Origin of the sequence: Aequorivita aquimaris (assembly GCF_001573155.1) — a bacterium.
In the GTDB taxonomy this organism is placed as follows: Bacteria; Bacteroidota; Bacteroidia; order Flavobacteriales; family Flavobacteriaceae; genus Aequorivita; species Aequorivita aquimaris.
In genome coordinates this window covers 16,236-28,863 of record NZ_JRWG01000006.1, presented here as the reverse complement: position 1 = coordinate 28,863, position 12,628 = coordinate 16,236, and the positions used below count along the sequence as shown (strand labels likewise).

General features: G+C 40.5%; 10 protein-coding genes. 6 read left to right on the top strand and 4 right to left on the bottom strand.

Features of this window, described 5'->3' with window-relative positions:
* Positions 1 to 27: 27 nt before the first annotated feature.
* The 3 genes from LS48_RS10240 to LS48_RS10230 all read right to left on the bottom strand — a co-directional run bounded on the left by LS48_RS10240 (position 28) and on the right by LS48_RS10230 (position 2,840).
* Positions 28 to 618: a C40 family peptidase gene (locus LS48_RS10240; protein ID WP_076692455.1), complete on the bottom strand. Its 591-nt coding sequence runs from the start codon at positions 616 to 618 to the stop codon at positions 28 to 30.
* Between the two features lie 44 nt (positions 619 to 662).
* Positions 663 to 1,781 carry a lipid-A-disaccharide synthase gene (gene lpxB / locus LS48_RS10235; RefSeq protein WP_062622453.1) on the bottom strand — a complete coding sequence of 373 codons (1,119 nt, stop codon included), beginning with the start codon at positions 1,779 to 1,781 and terminating at the stop codon, positions 663 to 665.
* A gap of 81 nt (positions 1,782 to 1,862) precedes the next feature.
* Positions 1,863 to 2,840, bottom strand: coding sequence for a D-alanine--D-alanine ligase (locus tag LS48_RS10230; protein ID WP_062622452.1), 978 nt, complete (start codon positions 2,838 to 2,840; stop codon positions 1,863 to 1,865).
* Positions 2,841 to 2,950: 110 nt separating this feature from the next.
* Between LS48_RS10230 and LS48_RS10225 the strand changes: the two genes are divergently transcribed.
* Together LS48_RS10225 and LS48_RS10220 are read left to right on the top strand one after the other, a co-directional pair.
* On the top strand, positions 2,951 to 3,583 hold the full coding sequence (locus LS48_RS10225) for a PASTA domain-containing protein (protein ID WP_062622451.1): 633 nt from the start codon (positions 2,951 to 2,953) through the stop codon (positions 3,581 to 3,583).
* Entirely contained in the window at positions 3,570 to 4,616 is a 1,047-nt protein-coding gene (locus tag LS48_RS10220) for an RluA family pseudouridine synthase (protein ID WP_062622450.1), read from the top strand. Before LS48_RS10225 ends, LS48_RS10220 begins: the two co-directional genes overlap by 14 nt.
* A 64-nt stretch (positions 4,617 to 4,680) precedes the next feature.
* On the opposite strand, the gene LS48_RS10215 is transcribed toward LS48_RS10220, so the two are convergent.
* Positions 4,681 to 6,432 (bottom strand): T9SS type A sorting domain-containing protein, encoded by a 1,752-nt coding sequence (locus LS48_RS10215; RefSeq protein WP_062622449.1) that lies wholly within the window; start codon positions 6,430 to 6,432, stop codon positions 4,681 to 4,683.
* Positions 6,433 to 7,226: 794 nt separating this feature from the next.
* On the opposite strand from LS48_RS10215, the gene LS48_RS10210 reads away from it, so the two are divergent.
* The 4 genes from LS48_RS10210 (at position 7,227) to LS48_RS10195 (ending at position 12,551) form a co-directional block, all read left to right on the top strand.
* Positions 7,227 to 9,368 (top strand): S46 family peptidase, encoded by a 2,142-nt coding sequence (locus tag LS48_RS10210; RefSeq protein WP_062622448.1) that lies wholly within the window; start codon positions 7,227 to 7,229, stop codon positions 9,366 to 9,368.
* Positions 9,369 to 9,456: 88 nt separating this feature from the next.
* A complete protein-coding gene (locus LS48_RS10205) occupies positions 9,457 to 10,347 on the top strand; it encodes a DUF808 domain-containing protein (protein WP_062622447.1) in 891 nt (296 codons plus the stop codon).
* A 111-nt stretch (positions 10,348 to 10,458) separates the two neighbouring features.
* Positions 10,459 to 11,856: a T9SS type A sorting domain-containing protein gene (locus LS48_RS10200; RefSeq protein ID WP_062622446.1), complete on the top strand. Its 1,398-nt coding sequence runs from the start codon at positions 10,459 to 10,461 to the stop codon at positions 11,854 to 11,856.
* A 155-nt stretch (positions 11,857 to 12,011) separates the two neighbouring features.
* The gene (locus tag LS48_RS10195) at positions 12,012 to 12,551 is read left to right on the top strand and encodes a hypothetical protein (protein WP_062622445.1); all 540 of its coding nucleotides are present in this window, start codon (positions 12,012 to 12,014) and stop codon (positions 12,549 to 12,551) included.
* The last annotated feature ends 77 nt before the right edge of the window (positions 12,552 to 12,628 follow it).

Here is a 12,628-nt window from a genome sequence, read left to right as displayed (position 1 = left end):
GAAATACAAAATTGCTGAAACCGAAAATTAAATAACCCGGCGTACTTCCACAAAAGCTTTTTTCCAGTAATCCTCGTCTAGCGATGAAATGATAACCCCGGCACGGGTTGTGGAGTGTATAAATTTTACTTCGCCGCGTTTGGCCTCCACTACCAAACCTACGTGGTTTATAGTGTTTCTGCTGCTGGTTTTGAAAAATACCAAATCGCCTTCTTCAATGTCCTTAAACGAAATAAGAATTCCTTTTGTAGCCATATCACGCGAAATTCTGGGAAGTGTAATGTTTTCCTTTTGAAATGCGGTATAGACTAAGCCAGAACAATCCATTCCAGCATCTGTAGTTCCACCAAATTTATAACGGGTGCCCTGAAAGGTTTTGGCGTAATCAATAATTCCCTTCTTAATTTCTTTAGGGCTTTCTTCAGAGTCTTCCGAAGTGTTTTCATCATCTCTTTTTGCTGTAATTTTATTGTTTTTGTGCGGACTTACCTTACGAGTAGTTTTCGTCTTTACCTCATTTTTTCCTATTATGGATTCGGGAATTTTACCGGTGTTTTTGGTACTTCCGCAGGAAATTAGGAATAAAGCAAAAAAGGAAAGGAAGAGTAGTTTTCGCATCGATAGGGTATAGGGGATGAATAGTTAAAAATATAAAATATTCTTTAATTTTCTTTTAGGGCAGCATAAATTAGTTTGGCCGTGTTTTCACTTGCGCCCCTTCCGCCGAGCGCTTTTTCAAGATCGTAATAATCCAAAAACATTGCTGCACGGTTGTACGGATCCAGAATTTTGGTCAATTCTTCTTTCAATCTTTTTTTGTTGAAATCGGCTTGAATAAGTTCGGTTACAACTGTTTTGTTCAAAATTAAATTCACCAAGGAAATATAATCCAGTTTTATAACGCGTTTTGCTATTTCATAACTAATCCTGCCGCCTTTATAACAAACCACCTGTGGTACTTTGAAAAGAGCGGTTTCCAGGGTGGCGGTGCCTGAGGTAACCAACGCCGCTTCTGAAATACTTAAAAGGTCATAAGTTTTATTTGCTACAAAATGTACGTTTTTCGTACTGAGAAAACTTTCATAAAATGACTTTTCCTGGCTCGGTGCTCCGGCAATTACGAATTGGTATTCCTTAAAATCCTTGGCCACGGAAATCATTATTTCCAGCATTTTTTTAATTTCCTGCTTTCGGCTGCCGGGAAGCAATGCTATTACTGGTCTATCGTCCAAACCATTTTCTTTTCTGAAGATTTTGGGGTCAACTTGTTTTCGGTTGTAAATGGCATCGATTAACGGATGCCCCACAAAATGCACGGGATAATTGTGTTTCTCTTCGTAAAACTCCTTTTCAAAGGGAAGAATAACATACATCTCATCCACATCTCGCTTTATATCTTTTATACGCCCTTCCTTCCACGCCCATATTTGCGGTGAAATGTAATAATGCGTTCGGTACCCTTTTTGCCGCGCCCATTTCATAATCCGAAAGTTGAAGCCGGGATAGTCAATAAAAATAATTACATCAGGGTTGAAACTTTCAATATCCTTTTTGCAGAATTTGATGTTTTTAAAAATAGTCCGCAAATTCAGTACTACTTCTGCAAAGCCCATAAAGGCAAGTTCCCGATAATGTTTTACCTCGGTGCCGCCAACCTCACGCATCAAATCGCCACCCCAAAAGCGAAAATCTGCTTCAGAATCTTCCTTTTGTAGGGCTTTCATTAAATTGGCTCCGTGCAAATCGCCGGACGCTTCGCCTGCTATGAGGTAATATTTCATTTTAAAAAGTTATGAGTTATGGGTTATGAGTTATGGGTTGTTAAGTTTTTAAACCTGAAACCTGTAACTTGAAACCTGAAACTACTTCAGTACATTCTGTATTAAAATATCAAAAAACTCCGTAAGCGTCATTCCCGCCTCGCGGGCTTGTTTGGGCACGATGCTTTCGGTTGAAAGGCCCGGATTGGTGTTTATCTCCAAAAAATAAGGCTTTCCCTTTTCAAGAATGAATTCACTGCGGGTAATACCTTTCATATTTAATAATTTATAAATACGGACGGCTTCTTTTTGAACCATTTCGGTTTCTTCTTCTGAAATTCTTGCAGGAGTGATTTCCTGTGATTTTCCAAGGTACTTGGCCTCATAATCAAAGAATTCATTTTCCGATACAATTTCGGTTATTGGAAGTGCGATTATCTCTTCGCCTTTGTTATAAACCCCTACGGAAACTTCGGTGCCTACCAGGGCGGTCTCAATAATTATTTCGGTGTCTTCAGTAAATGCTTTTTCTATTGCGGGCATCATTCCGTCCATTTCGTTCACTTTGCTGATGCCAAAACTGGAACCGGAGCGGTTGGGCTTTACAAAACAGGGCAGGCCGGTTTTCTTTACTATTTCTTCAACATTAATCTCACCGCCCTTATTTATGTAATACGAATTTGCTGCGCGAATGCCAAAATTCTTCAATACCGAAAGGCAGTCCCGTTTATTAAAACTAAGTGCGGCGGAATAATAATCTGTGCTCGTGTGTGGAATTTTCAACAATTCCCAATAGGCCTGCAGATAGCCATCTTCGCCAGGCGTGCCGTGGATTGTGTTGAAAATAGCATCGGGCCTGATGGTTTCCGTGCCATTGTCAAAACTGAAATCGGCTCTATTTACAGGGTGTTTTGTGCCGTTATTGGCTACAAAGTACCATCCTTCTTCCAAAATATGTACCGGATATACTTCATATTTGTTTTTATCGAGGGCGTTGCAAACCACATCGCCACTGTTTATCGAAATCTCGAACTCGCTGGAATAGCCGCCCATAGCAACGGCAATACGTTTTTTGCCCATAACAAATAATTAAAACCTGCGTTAAATAACTGGTAAAACAAAAATATCACTTATCCATAGAAAGATACTAACTTTGGGTTTTATATTTTTGTGCATTAACAAAGAAACGTATGACTTTTATCCAGTTTGTATTTTCCAAGGCATTTTTAAAGCAGTTGCTCTTGGCTATCGTGGTCTTGCTTGTTTTGGCTTTTTTGATATTATGGTGGTTGCGCTTTAGTACAAACCATAATGAAACGATAGAAGTACCTAACCTTGCCAAAATGTCCTTGGATAAAGTAGAGGAGAAATTGGACGAGATGGATCTTCGGTATGAAATTTTGGATTCTGCAAATTACAACCCTGATTTTCCAAAATATTCCGTGATTGACCAAATACCAAAACCGGGAAAATTTGTAAAGGAAGACCGAAAATTATATTTAACGCTGAATCCTTCGGGCTACCGTAAAATTGAAGTGCCCGATGTGTTGGGGCGTACGCGCCGACAGGCAGAGCCTACACTACTGGCCATGGGTTTCAAAATAGGAAAGATAAGTTACCGTCCGCATATTAGCGACAACGTTTTGGAAATGCGCTACAAAGGTGAAAAACTTGAGGTGGGCACACCGCTGCAGAAAACTTCGGTAATAGATTTGATTGTTGGGGATGAATCGCTCAATAGAATTCAAACAGAAGACGATTCTTCCGAAGAAAATCTAGAGGCTCCAACTGAAAATGAAGAAGAGAACAATGACGAATTTTAGCGAAGAAGAAATTGATGATACTGATGGCAGTGATGATCTTTACGAGCATTACCGCTTTAAGGCAGATAAAGGGCAAAGGGCGCTTAGAGTAGATAAATACCTGATGAACCTGATTGAAAAAGCGACCCGCAATAAAATACAAAAAGCAGCAACCGCTGGAAATATATACGTTAATGGGCTTCCCGTTAAGAGTAATTACAAAGTGAAGGGCAATGATGTGGTTACGGTACTTTTTGAGCATCCGCCCTATGAGTTTCTTTTGGTGCCCGAAAATATTCCCTTGGATATTGTATATGAAGACAATGCTGTACTTGTGGTAAACAAACCCGCCGGAATGGTTGTGCATCCCGGTCACGGCAATTACAGTGGTACGCTTATAAACGCGTTAACCTATCACTTTGAAAACCTTCCCAATAATTCAAGTAACAGACCCGGTTTAGTCCATAGAATAGATAAAGACACCAGTGGCTTGTTGGTTATTGCCAAAACTGAGGAAGCGATGACGCACCTCGCAAAACAGTTTTTCGACAAAAGCACAGAGCGCGAATACGTGGCTTTGGTGTGGGGTAATGTGGAAGAGGCCGAGGGTACTATTGAAGGCAATATCGGCCGCCATCCCAAAAACCGCTTACAAAACACCGTTTACGAAAACGATGAAGAGGAAAAGGGCAAACCCGCGGTTACCCATTATAAAGTATTGGAGCGTTTGGGTTATGTGACCCTTGTTTCGTGTAAGTTGGAAACTGGACGAACGCATCAAATAAGGGTGCATATGAAATACATAGGCCATACCCTTTTTAACGATGAGCGTTACGGTGGTGAAAAGATTTTAAAAGGAACTACTTTTAGCAAATACAAACAGTTCGTTGAAAACTGTTTTAAAGTACTGCCGCGTCAGGCATTGCACGCCCGCACTTTAGGGTTTGTACACCCAACTACGGGAGCGTTTATGCGCTTTGAAAGCCCCATTCCCGAAGATATGGAGGCGTGTTTGAATAAGTGGCGAAACTATTCGCAGCATGTGATTGAATAAATGATTGTCGGGTCGAACGGAGTCGAGATCTCTGTTCGACCAAACAATCAAGCTTTCTAAGTTTTTAATTCTTCACCCATTTAGCTGTAAACGTTTTCTTTCCGTCAGAGATGGAAACAAAATACAATCCGTTATTTAAATGCTTTAAATTATAACTATTTGTAGTTTGCAGATTGCCTTCTTCAGAAAAGACCACTTTTCCGTCCACACTATAAACTTTAAAGTTACCATTTACAATATCCTGTGGAAGCTTAAATGTTAAGATGCCTTCCGAGGGGTTTGGGAAAATACTTATTACGGAGCTGGCACTAAAATCTGTAACACCTACAATTTCTTCTATTTCAACAAAACCTTCTCGGGTATTATTGCCTTTGTAGCCGTTCCGCTTTATACGGTCTGGATTGTAGGGTACGTTGAGGTTGTACACACTTACAAAAGTAGAGTCAACACCGGCGCCAAACGTTAGGGTGTAGCTATTGGCTGTAAGGTCCAGCATACCGTCGTTATCCACATCGCCCAATACCGCTCCGTTTAAAAAGGTAAAACCGCGAGGACGTAGTGGGAAACCGTCTATCTCACCGCTGCCATCCATATGGTAAGCATGGATATAACCATAACCGGCAGCATCTGTAATGACACTTGGAAATACAACATCTAAAGCTCCATCATTATTCACATCAGCTAGGGAGATAACCCCTTCGGTGCCGCCGTATTTTTCTATTGGGAAGTTGGGCAGGTTTGATCCATTTGGATCGAGGCCATAAACGACGGGAAGTTCCACGCCCTGGGTGCCGCTTGTATTACGGTCTGACATAAAGATTTCAAAGATGCCATCATTATCTACATCCCAAACGGTGGAGGGGGAATAGGTCCACTCGCTGGTAGCAATAGGCCAGCCTGCTTTGTATGAGCCATCGTGTTCCATCACGTAGAAGCCTGGGGCATCGCCGTGGTTGCTTCCTATAATTTCAAGGTCGTCATCATTATCGAGGTCTGCGAGCATGGGTGATTGGTAGGAATATTTCACATTGGGGTCAACAACAGGGAAGTTGGGGAATAGCTGTCCTTGGTTGTCAAAGATATACATGCCTGCGGAAGAAGCCGCGATTACCACGTCATTGCTGCCGTCATTATCCACATCAGCAATGGAAGGGGTAAAGGCAGGGGTGGCGGCTACTTCCACAGGCCAGTTGGCGTTGATTGGAGTGCCGTCCATTTTAATGGCGTGTACAAAACCTTGTGAACTACCCACACGTTCGCCGGTAATAATATCCAGCATTCCATCGCCATCCAAATCTGCGAGGGCTGGGGCATTGATCATCCAATGGTCGTCAAAGTTTAAGGGCCAGCCGGGGAGGTCTGCTCCTGTGGGATCGAGAAGGTAAACGCGTCCCGCATTGGGAACGCCACCTGTGTTTAGGACAATCTCTAGGGTGCCATCGTTGTTTAAATCTGCAACCGATGGAGGAAGTAGGATGGTGCCGCTAACGGTTTTTTGGAAAAGTATTGTACCGTTACCTTCAAGGGCATAAAGGGTATTCCAGATACCGTAGAGTATTTCGTCTATACCATCATTATCAATATCTGCCAAGGTGGTGCCACGACTGTTTTTAAAATTGGGATGTGCTGGCTCCCCAAAGCGCCAGAGTTGGTCAAATACTTGGGTTTGTTCTGTATTGTTATAATCTTGGGGTAGTGTAACCATTTCTACGGAAATGGTGCCGTCTTGATTTAAAGATGCTTTTTTGCCTTCTTGCTGGGCTGTGGAGCCTATGGCTAAAGCAAGTGCAGATAGGAGGGTAATGGTTTTTTTCATAAGTTTTCAGTTTATTTTTATAAAGCTATCGATAAATGTTGGGTTATCAAAAAGATGGGGCAAGAAAGCTTACTTGGAAATTTTCAGCAGTAAAGGATGAAGGGTTTAATATTGAAGTAATGGATTTAATATTTATAAAATACGCTTTAAACACGCTATAAATACATTATATATATACTATGAATATGCTATACATATACTTTAAACTATTGGTTTATTATGATATAATGCATTATTCTATTTTTAATTTTTTTTGTTTTCAGGTTTGGAAGTAATAAGTAATTATTACAATAATTGAATTATTAGTTGGTCTGTATTTTTTTGGAGTTGCGTTCTCTTCTAAGGAGTTGCCATTCCATTCAAGCTAGTGAGCAATCACCTCGTCTGTTTTGCAGCCACCCCTGCCATACAGGGCAGGGAGAGCGATTACTTTTTTTTTGATTTTTGCATATTACTAGTTCCTTCCCCCTGTGATAATTTCAAATAGAAGATTCTAAATTTTTAAAGAGGAAGGTGGCTTTTGGCTTTTTCTGCCAAAAGACCGAAGGGGTTTTGTCTTTTATTTTTATAACAAGTACCCACCCCTTCTGCTTCGCAGGCACCCCTCCCTTTTAGGGCGGGGAATATTTTTATAACATTGTCCATCTTCTCTTAACAAAAAGTTAAAATTATTCTTTTCGGTAACGTTCGCGCAGTATAGTAGACGAATGCGTTTATATTTACAAGCCGATAAATTTCAGCGTATTTTACGTCTATTTATTGAGCATTTTATTAATAAATAACTCCCTTTACGAATGAAAAAATTACTTATTTGCTTTCTCCTCGCTACTTTTGTTTTGCCTGTTCAGGCCAATGAGGGTATGTGGTTTTTGATGCATATTGAGCGATTGAACTACCGCGATATGCAGAAAATGGGGCTACAGCTTACGCCCGAAGAAATTTACAGTATCAATAATTCCAGTCTTAAAGACGCCATAGTGCAGTTTAACCGTGGATGTACAGCTGAAATTATATCGGATAGCGGTTTGGTGCTTACCAACCACCATTGTGGCTACAGCCAAATTGCAGAACTTTCCACTGCGGAAAACGATTATTTGACCAATGGGTTTTGGGCGGGAAATCACGCTGAGGAATTAAAGCCAAAGAAACTTTCCGTTCGCTTTTTTGTACGTATGGATGATGTTTCAAAACGCATTTTGGGGCAGGTGAATGATAAAATGACTGAAGCCGAACGCGAAGCTGCCATAAACCGTGAAATCGCAAAGATTGAGCAGGAAAACAACGAGGGTGGAAAATATACCGTTTCGGTAAAATCCTTTTACCAAGGCAATGAATTTTACTACTTTGTTTACCAAGATTATAACGATGTGCGCCTTGTAGGTACGCCGCCGGCCAATATCGGAAAATTTGGAGGCGATACCGACAACTGGGAATGGCCAAGACATACGGGAGATTTTTCACTTTTCAGAGTGTATGCCGATAAGGACGGCAACCCTGCGGAGTATTCACCCAACAATGTGCCGCTTAAGCCGAAATACCACTTAACCACAAGCTTGAAAGGCTTTGAGGAAAACGATTTTGCCATGATCCTGGGATATCCGGGAAGGACAAACCGATGGATGCCAGCAGGCGGTATTCAACAGAATGTGGAATATGCTTATCCCGCTTGGGTAGAGGCTTCCAAAACGTCTATGGACGTAATGAAGAAATATATGGACAAGGATCAGCAAGTAAAACTTGATTATGCTTCCAGTTATGCCTCTATTGCTAATTATTGGAAAAACCGCCAAGGAATGATAGATGCGCTTACGCAGCATAAAACTGCAGAAAGCAAGCGGAATGAGGAGAAGGCATTTCAGAAATGGGCTTCCAAAAAGGGCAATGATAGGTTTGAGGAGGTGATACCCGTTATAAACAATTATTATAAAAACACCAATAAAGCCAGTGCCCACGATAACTATTTGGGCTTGTTGTTGCGTACCCGAATGGCGACCATTCCGTACCGTTTGGGCAATGCAATGGATTATTATTTACAACAGAATGAAGCGAAACAGGCTGAGGTTAAGCCACAATTGGAAGCTGAAATAAACGATCTGTATGAGGGTATTTATATGCCTTTGGAAAAGGATGTGCTGGCTGCCCAGTTGAAGCTTTATTCAACCAAAGCTGAAAATATTGCGCCTATGGTAGCGCGCATTGCCACTGCCAATAATAAAAGCGAGGCAGGATGGAATGATTATTTGAACACTGCATTTGAGAACAGTATTTTTCAATCAAAGGAAAAAGTGGAGGCCTTTATGGCAAATCCAGATGCTGAGGTTTTAAAAAATGACCCATTGTTTCAGCTATCTACAGATTTGCTGAAGCGCTACCGTTATGAATCTGAAGAAGAAAAGCAATTGAACAACGATTTTGAGCGTGCATACCGTTTGATGGTACAAGGTATGCGAGAGATGAATCCAGATGCCAAATACTATCCCGATGCAAACAGCACTCTTCGCTTAACGTATGGAAAGGTAATTGCATTGCCGGAAGATAAGCGCAATGATGCTGTGAAAAATTACTACACAACACTGAAGGGGACTATTGCAAAATACCAACCTGGAGATGATGAGTTTGATATGCCGCAGAAATTGATAGACCTTTATGAGAATAAGGATTTTGGTCAATATGCGGATAATGACGGTTATTTGCCCGTAAACTTTTTGACTGATAACGATATTACAGGAGGAAATTCCGGGTCGCCAGTATTGAATGGCAAAGGTGAATTGATCGGCTTGGCTTTTGATGGAAACATCGAGGCAATGGCAGGTGATGTTATTTTTGACGATCAACTGCAGCGCACCATTAATGTGGACATTCGCTATGTACTGTTTTTAATAGACAAGTTTGCGGGAGCAAGCCATATTATTGATGAATTGACGATAGTGAAGTAAGCACTTTTTCTTCCAATACCTTTTTATAAAACCCTGTATATTTATTTATATTTACGGGGTTTTAATTTTATATATAATTGTAGGATATATGGCATCAGGGATTTTCGCAATACTGGATGATATAGCAGCATTGCTGGACGATGTGGCGATGATGAGTAAAGTGGCGGCCAAAAAAACAGCGGGTATATTGGGGGATGACTTGGCGGTGAATGCCGAAAAGGCATCCGGTTTTGCTTCTTCCCGTGAAATTCCTGTACTCTGGGCGATTACCAAGGGGTCGTTTCTCAATAAATTGATTATTCTGCCCATTGCATTTTTACTGAGTGCTTTTTTACCATGGGCGGTGACCATCATCTTAATTTTAGGGGGTTTGTATTTGGCATATGAAGGGGCTGAGAAAATATATGAGTTCTTTTTCCCCCACGCCCATGCTAAAGAATCATTTGTAGAGGAAGGCCTTGCCGAAAGTGAAATTTTGGCGATTGAGAAAGAACGTGTAAAATCAGCAATTGTGACCGATTTTATCCTGTCATTAGAAATTGTGATTATAGCTTTGGGTACCGTGGTAGAAGAACCCATAGGCACCCAGATTATGGTGGTGAGCATTATTGCTATACTGGCCACCGTAGGTGTATACGGCATTGTAGCACTTATAGTACGTATGGATGAAGCAGGTTTTAAATTGATAAAACGCAGTAAGACAGAAACTAGTTTTTCACGTAGGCTTGGAATTTTTTTAGTACAAGCACTTCCAAAAGTTATTAAAAGCCTAAGTGTTATTGGTACTATTGCCTTGATCTTGGTTTCGGGCGGCATCTTTGTACACAATGTAGATTTCTTCCATCATTTTTTACCCTCATGGCCATCCTTTCTTTTGGAATTTGCCGTGGGGCTGGCTGTAGGTTTTATCTGTTTAGGGGTTGTAGTTATCTTCCAAAAACTCTGGCGAATGGCAAAAAGAAGAAAAGCATCTGCTTAACAATTAATTTCTTAACTATTCGGTAGCGATAAATTGATTAATATCATTTTATTTCCTACAAATACAATACTATATTTGCCGCCGAAAAAGTATTAACCCTTAAAAATTATTATGAATAAATTTTACACATTATTTTTTGCTTTACTTATTGCCACTGCTTCATCTGCGCAGGTTTTAAACGAAACCTTTGACGATAATAGTGGCTTTGTTACCTCAACACCTTTCTTTTCTGATGGCGCTGGAGATTTCTTCGGACTTGCCGTGGTTGAGGATTTTAACGGGGAGCCAGTTCCAACACAGCTTAAGGCATACACTGGTTTTACAGATGGTTTTTTAACAGGAATGGATTTAGATGGGGAAGGTGCTGCCTTACCTATAATAATTGATTGGACAGGACTTGATATAGATGGACTAACGGATTTGATGTTTAGCGGTGAATTTGCTGAATTTTTCGATACTCCTGGAGACATTGATGATTTAGACTTCATCCGTATAGATTATCAAATTGACGGCGGGGGCTACCAAAACCTTATCTGGTTTGAAGGAGCTGATTTTACAGGTGGTGGTGGAACTGCCAACGGAAATTTTAGAGAAGATACCGATTTTGATGGCGAGGGAGACGGAGCGTTGTTGACAGACGCCGCACAAGTATTTACAAAGACTATAACAGGAACTGGTGCTGTGCTTGACTTACGTTTGACAGTTTCTGTGGATTCCGGTGATGAGGATTTTGCTGTTGACACATTTGTGATTACCGGAACTGGAACTGATACAACTGCTCCAGTAATTACTTGTCCTGCGGATATTGAACAAGACAACGATGCTGGTGTTTGTGGTGCTATTGTAACTTTTGATCCTGCAACTGCCACTGATGATACAGACCCTAACCCTGTAGTGGTTCAAACTGCAGGCCTTGCTAGTGGTTCGGAGTTTCCTGTGGGAGTTACTACTATAGAATTTACAGCTACAGATGCTGCAGGTAACTCTAGTACTTGTACGTTTACAGTTACTGTTGTTGATGCAGAAACTCCAGAAGTTGTTTGTCCTCCAACACAAACCGTAATGGCAGATTCCAATAATATGTATGAAATTCCAGATTACGTTGCCAATGGTTTGGTTACAATTACCGACAACTGTGCTACTACTTTTACAACACTACAGATTCCAGCTGCGGGAACGATGGTGGGAGTAGGTACTACCAATATAATCATTGAAGCTTCAGACGATGCCGGAAACACTGCGGGCTGCAATTTTGACGTTGTGGTGGAACCATTTTTAAGTGTGAATGATATTGCTCTTTCGCAAATTACATTGTATCCCAATCCAACAAAATCAACTGTTACCATCAATACAACTGTTGAGAATATTGTGATTTACAGTGTAACCGGTCAAAAGCTAATGGAAACTAGCAGCAATAACTTTGATGCTTCTTCACTGGCTAATGGTATATATTTAGTGAAAATTACTACTGCCGAAGGTACTGCGGTTAAGCAGTTGAGCGTTCAGTAAGCTATTATATTGAATAATACAGAAAAACCATCCGTTATTTACGGGTGGTTTTTTTTATTGTATTTATGTAGACTTAATTGAACAATAAAATGTAAGAAATGATTGCGCAAATACTTTCAATTTTGCGACATTTGAATACGAAATAATTCCTTAGGTTGAAACAAAGACTTTTTGCCATAGCATTTCTGTTTATATTGTTCGCTCCAGTGGCAACCATGTTTCTTTATCTTCATTTTGAGAAAGCTGCGTTGAAACGGGAAATTAAATGGAAAATGGTTGCAGGAATAGACCAAAATGAATTAGTACTGCTGAAATTTTCAAAAGAAGAGGCAAAGAAACAACTGCGGTGGGAACATTCCAAGGAATTTGAATACGAGGGGCAAATGTATGATGTAGTTTCAAATGAAATAAAAGGAGATACAATTTACTACAGATGCTGGTGGGACCACGAGGAAACTGCCCTTAATAAAAAGTTGGAACAACTGGTTGCCCAGACTTTTGATAAAGACAAGGACAAGCAAAGAACCCAAAACCAACTAACCATTTATTTACAATCTTTTTTCTGTTCAACGCTTTTTGAGTGGCAGGCCACTGTCCCGGAATACTTAGTTGAAATTTATCAGACCATAGTATATGAGGACAATTTTAGTACCATACGTTTAAGTCCTCCCACACCACCCCCACAGTATAGTTAGTGTCCTAGATTTTAATCAGTAGCTTTCAATATATTGAAAGTGTATCTTATTGTGTTATTTATTGACACCTTAACAAT